16 protein-coding genes are annotated in these 14,186 nt (G+C 37.7%); 7 read left to right on the top strand and 9 right to left on the bottom strand.

The features are described from left to right. Window positions 1–71: 71 nt before the first annotated feature. The gene (locus tag CVS95_RS02135; protein ID WP_103593043.1) at window positions 72–551 is read left to right on the top strand and encodes a hypothetical protein; all 480 of its coding nucleotides are present in this window, start codon (window positions 72–74) and stop codon (window positions 549–551) included. Here CVS95_RS02135 and CVS95_RS02130 read toward each other — a convergent pair. From CVS95_RS02130 to gltX, 3 genes are read right to left on the bottom strand one after another with little or no spacing between them, the layout of a single operon-like run. Then, window positions 472–2,109: a lytic transglycosylase domain-containing protein gene (locus CVS95_RS02130; protein ID WP_107695411.1), complete on the bottom strand. Its 1,638-nt coding sequence runs from the start codon at window positions 2,107–2,109 to the stop codon at window positions 472–474. The genes CVS95_RS02135 and CVS95_RS02130 overlap by 80 nt on opposite strands. Next, window positions 2,087–2,380 (bottom strand): YggT family protein, encoded by a 294-nt coding sequence (locus CVS95_RS02125; protein WP_021090481.1) that lies wholly within the window; start codon window positions 2,378–2,380, stop codon window positions 2,087–2,089. The genes CVS95_RS02130 and CVS95_RS02125 overlap by 23 nt, the downstream gene beginning before the upstream one ends. Before the next feature lie 8 nt (window positions 2,381–2,388). Then, window positions 2,389–3,684 (bottom strand): glutamate--tRNA ligase, encoded by a 1,296-nt coding sequence (gltX, locus tag CVS95_RS02120; protein WP_107695410.1) that lies wholly within the window; start codon window positions 3,682–3,684, stop codon window positions 2,389–2,391. 145 nt (window positions 3,685–3,829) lie between these two features. On the opposite strand from gltX, the gene mscL reads away from it, so the two are divergent. The 6 genes from mscL (at window position 3,830) to CVS95_RS02090 (ending at window position 9,174) form a co-directional block, all read left to right on the top strand. After that, window positions 3,830–4,234 (top strand): large-conductance mechanosensitive channel protein MscL, encoded by a 405-nt coding sequence (gene mscL, locus CVS95_RS02115; protein ID WP_087579789.1) that lies wholly within the window; start codon window positions 3,830–3,832, stop codon window positions 4,232–4,234. Between the two features lie 102 nt (window positions 4,235–4,336). After that, complete coding sequence (locus tag CVS95_RS02110; protein ID WP_087585620.1) at window positions 4,337–4,975, top strand: Crp/Fnr family transcriptional regulator; 639 nt, start codon at window positions 4,337–4,339, stop codon at window positions 4,973–4,975. Window positions 4,976–5,095: 120 nt separating this feature from the next. Continuing rightward, window positions 5,096–5,668, top strand: a complete 573-nt coding sequence (locus CVS95_RS02105) for a cytochrome c3 family protein (protein WP_012001402.1) — start codon at window positions 5,096–5,098, stop codon at window positions 5,666–5,668. A gap of 9 nt (window positions 5,669–5,677) precedes the next feature. Further along, complete coding sequence (locus CVS95_RS02100) at window positions 5,678–7,045, top strand: multiheme c-type cytochrome (protein WP_107695409.1); 1,368 nt, start codon at window positions 5,678–5,680, stop codon at window positions 7,043–7,045. 220 nt (window positions 7,046–7,265) lie between these two features. After that, the gene (locus CVS95_RS02095; protein ID WP_107695408.1) at window positions 7,266–8,378 is read left to right on the top strand and encodes a metallophosphoesterase; all 1,113 of its coding nucleotides are present in this window, start codon (window positions 7,266–7,268) and stop codon (window positions 8,376–8,378) included. Between the two features lies 1 nt (window position 8,379). Then, entirely contained in the window at window positions 8,380–9,174 is a 795-nt protein-coding gene (locus CVS95_RS02090; protein ID WP_107695407.1) for a phosphatidylserine decarboxylase, read from the top strand. 437 nt (window positions 9,175–9,611) lie between these two features. Here CVS95_RS02090 and ychF read toward each other — a convergent pair whose 3' ends face one another. The 6 genes from ychF to rpiB are packed head-to-tail and all read right to left on the bottom strand — an operon-like array spanning window position 9,612 to window position 14,095. After that, a complete protein-coding gene (ychF, locus tag CVS95_RS02085; RefSeq protein WP_103579541.1) occupies window positions 9,612–10,715 on the bottom strand; it encodes a redox-regulated ATPase YchF in 1,104 nt (367 codons plus the stop codon). Continuing rightward, window positions 10,715–12,166 carry a leucyl aminopeptidase gene (locus CVS95_RS02080; RefSeq protein WP_107695406.1) on the bottom strand — a complete coding sequence of 484 codons (1,452 nt, stop codon included), beginning with the start codon at window positions 12,164–12,166 and terminating at the stop codon, window positions 10,715–10,717. Before CVS95_RS02080 ends, ychF begins: the two co-directional genes overlap by 1 nt. Next, window positions 12,147–12,752 carry a DedA family protein gene (locus CVS95_RS02075; RefSeq protein ID WP_084040838.1) on the bottom strand — a complete coding sequence of 202 codons (606 nt, stop codon included), beginning with the start codon at window positions 12,750–12,752 and terminating at the stop codon, window positions 12,147–12,149. The genes CVS95_RS02080 and CVS95_RS02075 overlap by 20 nt, the downstream gene beginning before the upstream one ends. Before the next feature lies 1 nt (window position 12,753). Further along, on the bottom strand, window positions 12,754–13,302 hold the full coding sequence (gene apt, locus CVS95_RS02070) for an adenine phosphoribosyltransferase (RefSeq protein ID WP_103606388.1): 549 nt from the start codon (window positions 13,300–13,302) through the stop codon (window positions 12,754–12,756). A gap of 20 nt (window positions 13,303–13,322) precedes the next feature. Next, on the bottom strand, window positions 13,323–13,655 hold the full coding sequence (locus CVS95_RS02065; protein WP_002939538.1) for a hypothetical protein: 333 nt from the start codon (window positions 13,653–13,655) through the stop codon (window positions 13,323–13,325). Further along, window positions 13,652–14,095 (bottom strand): ribose 5-phosphate isomerase B, encoded by a 444-nt coding sequence (gene rpiB / locus CVS95_RS02060; RefSeq protein ID WP_107695923.1) that lies wholly within the window; start codon window positions 14,093–14,095, stop codon window positions 13,652–13,654. Before rpiB ends, CVS95_RS02065 begins: the two co-directional genes overlap by 4 nt. Window positions 14,096–14,186 lie beyond the last annotated feature (91 nt).

Here is a 14,186-nt window from a genome sequence, read left to right as displayed (position 1 = left end):
TAAAATTTATGAGTGAAATTTAAAAATTAAAATGCTAAAATGGCAGAAATTTTAGAGATTCAAGAGTTTTTATGAGTAAATTTATATCGTTTTTTGTATTTATTTTGATGATATTTGGCTGTGCTGGTGAAAAAGTAATCGTGCATGAGCCGTTAAAAAATGAGCTTCTAGCTTACACGAGCAAAAGTGAGATTATTGATGGTGCTGACAGGACGCTCATCATCGCTACCTATTTAAATCCGATCTACAATTCAAATTTAGACCAGAGCAAAGAGCACTTTTTGGTGGCTATAAATCCAAAAGAGCACGCTAGCGAGCTAAATAATATAAAGGTAAATAACGACTCAAATGCCACAAATGCAAGGCTACTTGATGAAAATGACGAGATGCTAAAATTTGCTGGATTTTCTATGCCTTGGGCGCTCTATTATGAAGTGACCGCACCAAGTAAGCAAAGTGATGATCTAGCACTTAGTTTCGAAATTTATCAGTCAAAGCCGGTTTTGTTAAATTTTCGAAAAGTTGCGAAATCTTTATATTGGAACCAGTAAGCGCCATATAGATCACATAGTTGGCAAGCACCTTTTTGCCGTAGTTTCTAGTTTCTGCCACAGGGACAAATTCTAGTGATAAAAATGGCTCAAATTTCCCCTCTTTAAACATATCATCTCTTGTGATAAGCTTTTTGGTAAAGCCGATACCGCCGTTGTACGCGTATGCGGTAAAGAGCGGATGATAGAGAAATTTATCAAGATAGTTTAGGTGATGGTTTGCAAATTTAAATGCAACATCTGTTTTAAAAAGATCGTCTTGGTCAAAATTTGGGATTTTTAGCTCTTTTTTGCCGATCGCATTTGCGAGAAACGGCATAAACTGCATCATGCCAAGGGCGTATGAAGTAGAAACTACGCTTGGGATAAAGAGACTCTCTTGTCTAGCCAGAGCGTAGATTATTGACTTTCTCTCGTTGCTGATGCCCTCAAGCTCAGGAGAGCTTGGCATTAAGAAGTATTGCCTCTCCCAGCCATGCGCCTTTTGCATGAAGTATGCATAGGCGCCAATGCTTTCGTTTGTATAAAATTTCTTCGCAAATTCGCTTGCTTGCGTGGTGTTCATATCCTTTGCAAGGGCTGCAGTTTTGTTCCATAAAAACGGATCGCTCACGTCAAAATTTTCGATATTTTGCTTGCTAGGTTTTGGTACGATGACTTCAAGTGGTTCGCCACCGATCAAATCTCTTGCGTAAAGCGAGTAGATATTCGCGTCCTTGCTGGCACTTAACTCTTTTAAAAAGCTTTCGTTTTTGCTTATCTGGTACTGCCAAAAGGTCGCATTATCCCTTTGCCAAGCTCTTTCGAATGTACTTTTAGCTCTTGCAAAAAGACTAAAAGCGATATCGTCTTGTCCTAGTAAAATGGCATTTAATCCAAGCGTAAAAGCATCATTTTTTTCAGTGATAGCTGGATTGATGCTTAGCAAATTTCTCCTAAAGCCTTCATATTTTTTATTAAAAACAATATCGTTTAATAAATTTGTAAAGCCCTTTTGAGAGTATAGCTTGGTCATGAAATTTGCATCAAAGCTTTCGCTAAAAAGTGTACTTTTATTTTGCGGGCTAGAGGCGTTAAATAGTTCTAGAAAGCTCTTTGTATCGTTTAGATTTACAAATGCCTGGGCTGGATTTGGCTCATTTAGTGCGAGTAAAATTTTTGATTTTTCTGGATTTGTCTTTGCAAGATTAGCTGCCAAAATTTCACGAGTGTGATTATCAAGTTTTAAACTAAAAGCAATAGATGTTAGCAAATTTTGGCAGGTTAGATTTGCTTGGGTGATATTTTTTGCATTTACACCAGGGCATTTGCTAGGAGCCGCTTTTGGAGGTAAAATTTTATCGATTGATTTTTGAACAAGGCCTGCTCTTCTAAATACATCACGCGAAAGATCTGCTATCTGCTCTTTTGTATAACTGCCCTCGTTGATAAGGCGGTTGATGTAGTAGTCTTTTGCAAGGCTTTTTGGCTCGTTTTTTAGCTCTTCATAGGTATAAATTTTAGCTAAAAGAGCAACACAAGCAAGAGAGAGAATACTAAAGTGACGCAGCAAAACCAAATAAAAGCCTTATTAAAAATTGATCTAAAAATTGAAGTGCTAAAAGCACAATAAGCGGAGTAAAGTCGATACCGCTAAAATTTGTTTTTATATAGCGTCTAATAAAGCTATAAACCGGCTCAGTTAGCCTATAAAGTAGCTGCACGACCGGCGAGCTAGGATCAGGTCTGACCCAGCTAATCAGAGCTGCTGCGATGATGACCCAAGTATAGACCGTGATAATAAGGTGCAAAATGTTTGCAATCGCTGAAAACAGAGTGGAAAGTATCATTTTTGCTCCTAGATTAAAATTTTAGCCAGATCATCTTTGATGAGTGGATAGAGCTCGCTTAGCTCAGGACCGTGAAGGTCGTTCGTAAGAAGCGCACGTAGTGGCATGAAAAAGTTCTTACCTTTTAAATTTGTAACGCTCATAAGCTCTTTTTTAAACTCATCAAATGTTTTGCAAGCTTTTAAATTACGAGCTGCTTTTTTGATGATCTCAAATTCGTTTTTGTACTCATCTGGAGCTATTTTTGGTGAGTATATAGCTTCTACTTTTGCTTTTATCTCGGGCACTAATGAGCTTTCCTGAGTGTAAAATTTAACTAACTCAGCCTTGCTTTCATCTACGCCAAAAATTTCTTTTATACGCTCTTTTGAAGCAAGCTTGATGTGCTCTCTATTTATCTGCTCGAGTTTTTTCACGTCAAATCTAGCTGGCGAGCGTGAAATTTTGGTTATATCAAACCACTTCACCGCCTCTTCGATGGTAAAAATTTCAGTCGGAGTTTTGTTACCAAGAAGTATCAAATAGTTTGCGATCGCCTCAGGTAAAAATCCCTGCTCAAAGAGCCATTTTACGCTTGATTCGTTCTCGCGCTTGCTCATTTTTTTACCCTCTATATTTAAAAGGATAGGCAAATGCGCGTAGTTCATCTTGCCAGTGTAGCCAAGGCCTTCTCGTATGAGATCTTGCTTTGGTGTATTGCTCACGTGATCCTCGCCACGTATGACAAAGGTCACGCCTTCAAGCATATCATCAACTGCGCAGGCGAAGTTGTAAGTTGGAGTCTTGTCTGCTCTCATGATGACAAAGCTATCAACAGCGTCTGGCTCGAAGCTCAGCTCGCCTTTGATCGCATCTGTAAAGCTCATCGTGCGTGTTGGCTTTTTCATGCGGATGACAAATGGCTTCTCGCAGTTTAAAACTTCAGCATCGCTTAATCTCTCGCAGGTACCGTCGTATCTATATGCCACGCCTTGTTCTTTTGCTTTTTGTTTTTTTGCCTCGAGTTCTTCTTCGGTGCAAAAGCAAGCAAAGGCCTTTTTATCGATAAGAAGCTTTGAAGCTAACTGCCTGTGGAATTTTAAATTTTCACTTTGGATGTAAATTTGCTCTGGCTTTATACCAAATTTGCTTAAAATTTCTAAGATATCTTTCTCTTTTCCCTCGATATTTCGCTCTTTATCGGTATCTTCTATGCGTAAAATAAAGCCACTTTTATCTTGTAAAGAACAAATATAATTAAAAATAGCGGCACGTAAATTTCCTATGTGCATATCTCCTGTTGGAGAGGGTGCAAAACGATACATAAGCTCATTCCTTACGTTAAATTTTGAGTTTGGATTATAACACCAGCTTGATAAATTTAAAGTTATGTAATTTGATTTTTTTAGCCGAAGCAAAGCATTTCTTGAATAAAATCCGAACAAAAATTTAACATTTTTAGGAGAAACAATGAGTTTTATAAGCGAATTTAAAGAATTTGCGATGCGCGGAAATGTCATAGATATGGCAGTTGGTGTTGTTATAGGTGGTGCGTTTGGAAAGATCGTTTCATCACTAGTTGGTGATGTTATCATGCCTGTTGTTGGCGTTTTAACTGGCGGTGTAAATTTTACTGATCTTAAGCTTACACTAAAAGAAGCGGTGGATGGTGTACCTGCTGTTACGATAAATTATGGCTCATTTATACAAACAATGGTTGATTTTTTAATAATCGCATTTTGTATTTTCTGCGTCATCAAGGCTTTAAATACACTTAAAAATAAATTACCAAAAGAAGAGCCAGCTCCAGCAGAGCCTGAAACTCCAGCCGACATAGTACTTCTAACTGAGATTAGAGATCTACTTAAAAAATAATTTCATACAATTCGAAGGGAAAATTCCCTTTGAAAATCTATTAAAATTTATCTTATTTTTATATGCTAAAATATTTTTTATTTCAAAAAGGCGAGTGAAAATATGATAGAGAAAATCCCATTTTTTCAAGGCTTAAACGAAGAAGATTTAGCCAAACTTGAAGCCATAAGTGTCGTAAAAAAGTATAAAAAGGGTGAATTTTTATTTATAGAAGGTGAGGAGCCAAAATGGTTAATATTTTTAATAAGTGGCTCTGTTAAGCTTTATAAAACCACGGCAAACGGAAAAGAAATTTTTATTCATCAGTTAGCACCTATGAATTTTGTAGCTGAAGTCGTAAATTTTGAAAATATTGTCTACCCAGCTAGTGCCATTTTTACCATATCTGGCGAGGTGTTAAAGATAAATTATGAAAAATTCGCGGCTGAATTTTTAATAAAACCAGAAATTTGTATGAAATTTTTAAAATCAATGTCCGAAAAGATAAGAATCACAACAAATCTACTTCATCAAGAGTTAATTTTAAGCTCAGAAGAAAAAGTGGCTAAGTTTATTTTAGATCATGAAGATTTATTTAACGAGCTAAAACACACAAAAATTTCATCAATACTTAATATGACTCCAGAAACTTTTTCGAGAATTTTAAATAAATTTAAAACAAATGGTTTAGTTAAACTTGATGAAAAGAACCAAATTTTGGAAAAAGATGTGGGTGGACTGCAAGAAATTTATTCTTATTGAAAGTTAATATCAAATAAATATTTTCATTTACTTAAAGAAAAAATTTATATTTTTTTGGATAACATTCACCTAAAATTTTCGTAAAAATTTACGATATATTGATAAATTCAGGAGGAAATTTTGGCTGAAGTTAAGAAGAAATTTTTTGTTTGGTCATCTGTTGTTATCGGCATTGTGATCGGACTTATTGCGTCTATGGGTATTGCTGATGCACTTCACGCGACTGGTAGCGGCTACATCTGTACCATTTGCCACACGATGGATCCTATGAATGCTGCATATCATGAAGATGCGCACGGCGGCAATAACAAGCTTGGCATAAAAGCTGAATGTTCAGCCTGTCACCTAAACCATACAAGTGCCTATACCTATGTACTTACAAAACTTAAAGTATCGATAAATGATGGCTATAAGACATTTTTTACAGATACAGACAAGATCGACTGGCGTAAAAAACGTGAGCATGCATCTCACTTTGTCTATGATAGTGGATGTTTGACTTGCCACTCAAATTTAAAAAATGTTATTCAAGCTGGTAAATCATTCTTGCCACATAGAGATTATTTCGTTCTTGGAAATCCTAATAAGAAATCATGTGTTGACTGCCACGAGCATGTTGGTCACAAGAATTTAGGACTACAAATCGATAAATTTGAAGCAATTAAAAAACAAGAAAACAATAAAACCAAGTAAGGAGGAGAGATGTTTAAAAAGTCGCTAATGTTATTAGCCTGTCTAATGTCTTTTGGCTTTGCCGCAAACATGGATGCAAATAAATCTGACGCTTTAAACCTTAATGTTGTAAAAAACATTAAAGTTGCTCACAAAATGTCAGACTTATCAAAAAGCTGTGTTGAGTGCCACGCTAAAGAGACACCCGGCATAGTTGCCGATTGGAAAAATAGTCGCCACGCTCACGTTGGCGTAAGTTGTATGGATTGCCACTCTGTAAATGCAGATAATCCTATGGCTTCAGTTAAGGTGCATCCAAAAGATTCTAACAACCATGTTTCAATGCTAGTTAGCCCAAAAACTTGTGCTAAGTGTCACGAAAATGAGGTTGAAGAATTTGTTAAGAGTGGTCACGCAAGAGGTGCTATGCAAATGTATGCTAACCCTGTGATAGTAAAACTAATGTATCACTATGAAGGTATGGATCATCCAGAATACAAAATGGCTCCAGACGCTACTGGTTGTTCTCAGTGCCACGGAACCGTCATCAAACTAGACGCTGATCACAAACCTACAAAAGAGACTTGGCCAAACTACGGTATAGGTAATGTTTATCCTGATGGTGGCGTAGGCGGATGTAAATCATGCCACAGCGCACACACATTTAGCATAGCTGAAGCTAGAAAACCAGCTGCTTGTGCATCTTGCCACCTTGGACCTGATCACCCAGATATTGAGATCTTTAACAACTCAATGCACGGACATATCTATAATAGCGAAGCTCACAAATGGAATTTTGATGCTGCTCCTGATACATGGGATGTACCAGACTTTAGAGCTCCAACTTGTGCAGCTTGCCACATGAGTGGTGTTGGTGAAACAACAACAACTCACAATGTTTCAAGAAGACTAAAATGGAACCTATGGGGCGTCAGCAGTAAGCTAAGAACAGCTGGTGATGAACAAGCTGCTGTTGTTTACGAAAAAACTGGCAAACTAAACGTAGGAACACCTCTAGCAGGTCATCCAAATGGACCAGAAGCAGCAAGAGCTGAGATGAAGCTAGTTTGTAAAGCTTGCCATACATCAACTCATACAGATAACTTCTTCATTATGGGTGATAAACAAGTAGAGCTTTATAACGTTTACAATGCTGAAGCAACTAAGATGCTTGAAGAGTTGAAAGCTAAAAACTTACTACTTGCAGATGCTTGGGAAGATGAATTCCAAGATATCTACTATCATATGTGGCACCATGAAGGCCGTCGTATGAGACAAGGCGCTCTAATGGGTGGCCCTGACTATTCACACTGGCATGGTGTATTCGAAGTTAAGAACGACATTAGAAAACTTCGCAAAATCTATAAAGAAAGAATTGAGTCTGGCAAAGTCCAGTAATTCTTTTTAAGGTGGGAGTTTTCCCACCTTTTTATTTTTAAATTCCAAAATTTTATCTTTTAGTTATTATCCTAAAGTAAATATCTTTTAACAATTATTTTTGTAAATTTAAATCATAAAATCATACGGCTTAGCACTACAAATCGTTCTAAATAATTAATAAAATTTATAATGTAAATTTAAAAATATAAAATATAATCTTTGTTTTCAAGGAGATTTTTTGGGACTTTTTCGGATTATTATCGGGGCATTTATCTTTAGTGTTTTTACAAATTTATACTCATACAAACGTTTTATCAAAAAGGTATCTTTTTTTACTCCACATCTTAAAAAAATTCGCATATTCTTCTACATTATTAGTGCGCTTGAGTTTATATTTGTTCTTCAATTAAGATTTTCTTTTTTAAATATAGAGCTATATCTGATAGCAGGAACTCTCATTGGTTTTTCACTATTTTTATTTGGTGTTAGTTTGTTTTATGATATTGTTAGATCCATTTGTTCAAAAGCTCATTTTAATCCCACAAGACGAAAATTTATTAAATTTTGCTTTGATGTGACATTTGTTGTTTTTATAGTTGCTTGCTTTTTAAAAGGAATTTTTAATGCACTTACTCCGCCAAAAATTAGACAAATTAGTATAAAAATAAAAAATTTACAAAATGATCTAAAAATAGCCATGATAACAGATGTGCATATTGGTGAGTTTTTGCAAAAGGACTTTGTTGCTGAGCTTGTAAAAGAGATAAATTTAGCTAGACCAGACCTAGTGGTGATAGTTGGCGACTTGGTTGATATGAGAGCTGAGCTTATAGGTGATTTTTTGGATCCATTAAAAAATCTTAAAAGTACCTATGGCACCTTTTATGTCCCTGGCAATCACGAATACTACCACGGAGTTGATGGGATATTAGAAAAAATTCGCGCTCTAGGCATTAGGGTGCTTGGCAATAAAAATGAAAAAATAGCTGGCATAAATTTAGCAGGGGTCTATGATCTAGCTGGCATAAAGTTTAAAAATTTAGAGCCAAATTTAGATGAAGCGCTAGCAGGATGTGACCCAGAACTACCGACTATCCTGCTCTCTCATCAGCCAAAATTTATAAAAACTATGCAAAAAGATGTCGATCTAATCCTTTGTGGTCACACGCATGCTGGACAAATTTTTCCTTTTGGTATTTTAGTCCTGCTAGATCAAGGTTTTTTACATGGGCTTTATAAGATTAATGATAAAATGCAAGCTTATGTTAGTAGTGGCGCAGGATTTTGGGGGCCTCCAGTTAGGATCTTTGCTCCAAGCGAGATCGCGATATTAAATTTAAGTAAGGAATAAAATGAACAAGGACAATCTCTTCTCTCAAATTTTTGGTAAAGTTGCAAAATTAAATTTTTTCAAACCGCTTCAAGAGCTTATCAACTCCTTTTACGTAAAGCTATTTAAGATTGACATGAGCGAGTTTAAGCCATCAAATGAGTATAAAAATTTAAACGAACTTTTCACCAGAGAGCTCTTAAAGCCAAGAGAATTTGACGCAGCAGATGAGATATTTATAAGTCCGGTTGATGGCACTTGCCTTAGCTTTGGCACTACAAAAGAGCTAGAAGCTTTTAGCATAAAGGGCATGAGCTACGGCGTGAAGGAGCTTTTAGGGCAGGGCGAGCTTGAAGGCGAGTTTGACTTTGCCAACATCTATCTTAGCCCAAAAGACTACCACCACTATCATGCACCTTGCGACATTACGATAAAAAAAGCGGTCTATATCCCTGGTAAGCTTTACAGTGTGGCAGTAAAATGGCTTGGCAAGGTGGATAGCCTTTATACTAAAAACGAGCGTGTGGCGCTACTTTGCGAGATGAAAAATGGCAAAAAGCTTTGGCTAGTTTTCGTGGGTGCGCTAAACGTTGGCAAGATGAAATTTTGCTTTGATGATCGCATCCAAACAAATGCGATGGCAAATTTTACACAAATTTACGAGTATGAAAATTTACATATCAAAAAGGGCGAGCGCCTTGGGAATTTTGAGCTTGGCTCAACTATCGTGATACTTAGCGAAAAAGATGCGATCGAATATAATCTCTTTGAAAATAAAGAGCTTAAATTTGCTGAGACTATTGGAATAATAAAATAAATACGCTTGGCATATAAGTAAAATTTTTATACCTTACTTGGCTGGTGTCCCATTTGCTTAGATTTTAGTGGTAAGTTTTATATAGTCTTTAAAAAAATATTATAGATTTAAAAGTTTGTGAAAGATGATGAATACATTATTTTATCTATCGAAATCTTTCTTGCTTTAATTGTGTTCTTCATTAAGCCATCAACCTCTGCAACTAAGAGCTATTATCTTTACTTATAAAACCCATATTGATATCACAGAGCTGATAGCATTTACATCATTGCTTGTATAGAGAAGCTTATGTATCAATAAAGATATTAATAAGACGATATAACTTAGTATATTTTTCAAAAGAATTTTTATTAACTATAATAAGGAAGTTTTAATTTACCTTATGCAGCCCAAGGATTAAATATTTTTTGACTATTTAGCCCAAAAGAGGGCTAAATTTAAACATTAAACCTAAAGTGCATAACATCGCCATCTTGCACGATGTAGTCTTTGCCCTCAAGTCTCATCTTGCCAGCCTCTTTGGCTCCGTTTTCGCCGCCATGTGCGATATAGTCGTCATAACTTATCACTTCAGCTCTGATAAAACCCCTCTCAAAGTCGTTGTGGATGACGCTTGCTGCTTTTGGCGCTTTCCAGCCATTTGTGATCGTCCATGCCCTAACTTCTACGACGCCAGCAGTAAAATAACTTATCAAATTTAGCTTTGCAAAAGACGTTCTTATGATCTTCTCAAGTCCGCTCTCACTCGTACCGATAGATGCCAAAAACTCGTGTGCCTCTTCGTCGCTTAGACCTATTAGCTCCTCTTCTACTTTGGCGCAAAGCTTGATCACCTCGTGATCTGAGGCTTTTGCGTACTCTTTTAGCGCTTTTACAAATTTATTATCTTCATTAAGCCCTTCTTCATCGACATTCGCACCATAAACTACCTCTTTGGCGCTTAAAAGTCTTAGCTCTCTATTGAGTGACAAAAACGCCTCACTATCTCTTTGCTCAAAGCTACTTGCGCTTTTGCCCTCATTTAGATGAGCCAAAAGTAAATTTGCTATCTCAAGTGCCTCTTTAGCACCTTTTGCATTTGCCTTCGCCTCTCTTGTGAGCTTTTCTATCTTTTTATTTAACTGCTCGATATCAGCTAGTATCAGCTCAGTTTGGATGATCTCGATGTCTCTTACTGGATCGACACTGCCCTCGACGTGAGTGATGTTTTCGTCCTCAAAGCAGCGAACTATGTGCAAAATAAGCTCTGTCTCTCTAATGTTTGATAAAAATTTATTGCCAAGTCCCTCGCCAGAGCTCGCCCCTTTTACAAGGCCTGCAATATCGACAAATTCGATGGTTGAATATTGAATTTTATTAGGACTAACTATCTTTGCAAGCTCATTTAGGCGCTTATCAGGCACTGGCACGATGGCTTTGTTTGGCTCGATAGTGCAAAACGGATAGTTCGCACTCTCGGCATTTTGCGCCTTTGTAAGTGCGTTAAATGTCGTTGATTTGCCCACATTTGGCAGGCCTACTATTCCAACTGAAAGTCCCATCAATTCTCCTTGCTAAGTGCTTGTAAAAAGTATAAATTCATCCTCACGCCAGCCCCGCTCGCACCTGCTTGGTTGTATCCCCAAGCCTTTTCGCGGTATGCCGGGCCTGCGATATCAAGGTGTAGCCACTTATCTTTGTACTCATCTTTGATAAATTTAGCTAGAAACATGCCAGCTGTGATCGCGCCGCCATATCTGTTTGAGGCGCAGTTGCTAACGTCTGCGATCTGGCTTTTGATAAGCTCGCTAAGATAAGGGTTAAAATCAAGCGTAGTCGCTAGCTCGCCGCTATCTTTTATCTTGTTTTTAAACTCGCTTTTTAGGCTCTCGCTGTTGCCCATGATGCCTGTTGTGTATTCGCCAAGTCCCACGACGCAAGCGCCAGTTAAGGTTGCCATATCGATTAAGATGTCTGGCTTAAAATCCTGTGCATAGCTTAGGCAGTCAGCCAGCACTAAACGTCCTTCTGCATCAGTGTTTCTCACCTCTATACTAATGCCACTTCTTGAAATAAGCACGTCATCAGGCTTGTAGGCATTGCCGCCGATCATATTTTCAGTAGCACCCAAAATGGCATGAATTTCAAATGGTAAATTTAGCTCCGCTGCACCTTTTATGATGCCAAGAGCTGCTGCTGCGCCGCTTTTGTCTGACTTCATTGTTAGCATATAATCAGCCGGCTTCAAGCTAAGGCCACCGCTATCGTATGTTAGGCCTTTGCCGACAAAAATGATGCGTTTTTTAAACTTTTTAGGCTTGTAGGTTAGGTGAATGAGCCTTGGTTTATGCACGCTTGCGCGATTTACCGCCAAAAATGCGTTCATATTCTCTTTTGCTAGAAATTTCTCGTCATAGACCTCGCACTTTATGCTTACGATATTTTTGGCTAAATTTAAAGCGTCCTGCGCCATCTTTTGTGGTGTATAAATTTCTGGAATTTCATTTACGATATCTTTTACGAAATTTGTAGCATTTGCTATTATCTCTGCCTCTTTAAAACCCTCATTTGCAGCTTCTAGATCGACCTTTTTGCCAGCAAATTCTTCAGTAGAAAAGATGATATCTTTTAGAGTGTATCTCTCTTTTTTCTCTTTATACTTGTTAAATTCATAGCTTCCAAGCAAAAAGCCCTCAGCTAGCGCCTCAAAGCTTAGTTTTTGACACTCTGCTACGTAAGAAGCTAGCTTTATACTCTTAATGTTTAGCGATTTTAGCGCGTTATAAGCTTTCGCAGCTGAAACTCTAAGCTCGTCAAGATCAAGCTTAGAAAGTGGCACGTAAGCCCTTTTTGCCTCGCTTAGAACAAGGACGCTATCGCCTTTGTAATTATTAAATTTAATAGCCTCTTTATCGCTTATAAATTTATGTTTTAACTCCTTATCTACTACGAAAATTAGTTCAATATCAGCTTTTATATCTTTTAATTTTTTATCAACTATTTGAAACTGCATGTCTTCTATCTCTCCTTTCGTTTAAAATTTTATTTTCGATGCGCTTAAATGTATAGATCAAAAGTCCCATAAATATGGCAACCACTGGGATAGCGACGTACCAGTGCTCTTTTGCTTTTTGAAGTAGTACTAGTATATGCTCGCCAAGTATCCAAGCAGGTATGGTCGTGATCGCCGCCCAGCACCAAGCGCTGATTAAATTTATAAAGGCGTATTTTTTAGCATCATAGCCTGTAAGTCCTATGCAAAGTGGGATGATGACGCGAAAGCCATACATATAGCGTTGCAAAAAGATGATCGGCCAGCCGTATTTTTTCAGCATTATGTGCGCCACTGCAAATTTTCTCCGCTGTGCGTGAAGCCTTTTTGCGATGTATTTTTTGTTGTAACGGCCAAGATAGAAGTAAATTTGATCTCCCACAAAGCCTCCAAGTCCAGCCACAAAGATAGCAAGCGCTATATGCATATGCGTGGTGTGAGCGAGAATTCCAGCCATTATTAAGGCCATCTCACCCTCCATGATGCACCAGACAAAAAGTATGATGTAGCCGTACTCTTTAAGCAGTTCTATAAAAAATTCTTCCATTCTAAACCTCTAAAACGCTGTAAATTTTAGTAAGCGACTTTAGTTTTTCGCTACCTTTTAGATCGACTAGATCTACGATAAAGCACGCTTCTACGCAGGTTGCGTTAGTTTGATTGATAAGCTCAACTGAAGCCTTTGCAGTGCCTCCAGTGGCTATGAGATCATCCATCAAAAGTACTCTAGCGCCAGCTTTTTCTCCAAAAGCATCGATGTGAATTTGCACTTCATCGACGCCGTATTCTAGGCTATATTTTTGAGAAAGTGTGATAAAAGGCAGTTTTTTTGGCTTGCGAATAGGCACAAAAGGCAGCCTTAGTCTTGCTGCAAGCGCTGCGCCAAAAATGAAGCCACGTGACTCGATGCCAGCGATGTAGTCGATCTTTGCATCCTCATATCTAGCCACTAAATGATCTATCAAAAAGTTAAATGCCTCTTTGTTGTTTAGTAGCGTCGTGATGTCACGAAAGACTATGCCAGGCTTTGGAAAGTCGTTTATGCAGCGAATAGAGTTTAGTAAAAATTCTTTGCCTTTTTGATCTAAAATCTTCATAAATTTCCTTAAATTTGAGGTTATAGTAGCGCTTCGATCTTGCCTTCAAGCTCACGGATGCGTTGTCTTAGCTTGTCGTTTTCTAAGCGGTACTGTGAATTTCTTGTGCGAAGTGAGGTTACGTCGTTTTTGGTCTTATTTAGCTCGTCTGTCAAGATGTCGATGTTGCCTAGACTTCGCTGAAGTTGGATCTGAAATTTTCTTATGACGACCTCGGTGTCTTGGAGGTTATTTTTCATAAAATCTTTTGTCGCACGTTCTTTTTTTAGAAGCGTTTTGAAGTAAAAAACCATGACGGTTAGGTAGATCGCAGCACAAACAAGAGCGGTAAAAACGATCCACTCGCCTATCATTTGGCTTCCTTAAGCTCTATTTTTTTGACTCTTCTTTCGTGTCTGCCACCTGCAAACTCTGTCTTTAAAAATGTTTCAAGTGCTGCTGTAGCCACGCCAGTTCCGATAACCCTTGCTCCAAAAGCAATGACGTTTGCATCGTTATGTTCTCTTGCAAGCCTAGCGGTAAATTCGTCGTGACAAAGGGCGCACCTTACGTTTTCATGCCTGTTTGCAGTGATTGAAATACCAATACCTGTGCCACAAATGAGCACGCCGTAGCAGTTAGGCTCAAGTTTGCTCGCTAGCAAATGCGCATAATCAGGGTAATCAACGCTATTTTTGTCATTCGTACCAAGGTCAATGACTTCATAACCAAGCTTTTTTATGGCTTCTTTTAACTCTGCCTTAAGCTCTACTCCAGCGTGATCGCAAGCGATAAAAATTTTATCTATTTTCATGAAAAATCCAATAAATTTTTTGCAGATTATAGTCAAAGTTGCATTAAAATAAAATTTTGCTTGCATGTGAGAAAAGGCTATAATTTTAGAA

The organism is Campylobacter concisus (assembly GCF_003048905.1).
Classification (GTDB): Bacteria; Campylobacterota; Campylobacteria; order Campylobacterales; family Campylobacteraceae; genus Campylobacter_A; species Campylobacter_A concisus_V.
The sequence above is the reverse complement of the archived record's forward strand: the minus strand, read 5'-3'. Positions and strand labels throughout refer to the sequence as shown.

What these genes read in the sequence shown, in the direction of transcription:
- ychF (WP_103579541.1), bottom strand. Translation starts at nt 10,715, where the DNA reads ATGGGACTTTCAGTTGGAATAGTAGGCCTGCCAAATGTGGGCAAATCA.
- CVS95_RS02135 (WP_103593043.1), top strand. Translation starts at nt 72, where the DNA reads ATGAGTAAATTTATATCGTTTTTTGTATTTATTTTGATGATATTTGGC.
- CVS95_RS02100 (WP_107695409.1), top strand. Translation starts at nt 5,678, where the DNA reads ATGTTTAAAAAGTCGCTAATGTTATTAGCCTGTCTAATGTCTTTTGGC.
- CVS95_RS02125 (WP_021090481.1), bottom strand. Translation starts at nt 2,380, where the DNA reads ATGATACTTTCCACTCTGTTTTCAGCGATTGCAAACATTTTGCACCTT.
- CVS95_RS02090 (WP_107695407.1), top strand. Translation starts at nt 8,380, where the DNA reads ATGAACAAGGACAATCTCTTCTCTCAAATTTTTGGTAAAGTTGCAAAA.
- rpiB (WP_107695923.1), bottom strand. Translation starts at nt 14,095, where the DNA reads ATGAAAATAGATAAAATTTTTATCGCTTGCGATCACGCTGGAGTAGAG.
- CVS95_RS02075 (WP_084040838.1), bottom strand. Translation starts at nt 12,752, where the DNA reads ATGGAAGAATTTTTTATAGAACTGCTTAAAGAGTACGGCTACATCATA.
- mscL (WP_087579789.1), top strand. Translation starts at nt 3,830, where the DNA reads ATGAGTTTTATAAGCGAATTTAAAGAATTTGCGATGCGCGGAAATGTC.
- CVS95_RS02110 (WP_087585620.1), top strand. Translation starts at nt 4,337, where the DNA reads ATGATAGAGAAAATCCCATTTTTTCAAGGCTTAAACGAAGAAGATTTA.
- CVS95_RS02080 (WP_107695406.1), bottom strand. Translation starts at nt 12,166, where the DNA reads ATGCAGTTTCAAATAGTTGATAAAAAATTAAAAGATATAAAAGCTGAT.
- gltX (WP_107695410.1), bottom strand. Translation starts at nt 3,684, where the DNA reads ATGTATCGTTTTGCACCCTCTCCAACAGGAGATATGCACATAGGAAAT.
- CVS95_RS02065 (WP_002939538.1), bottom strand. Translation starts at nt 13,655, where the DNA reads ATGATAGGCGAGTGGATCGTTTTTACCGCTCTTGTTTGTGCTGCGATC.
- apt (WP_103606388.1), bottom strand. Translation starts at nt 13,302, where the DNA reads ATGAAGATTTTAGATCAAAAAGGCAAAGAATTTTTACTAAACTCTATT.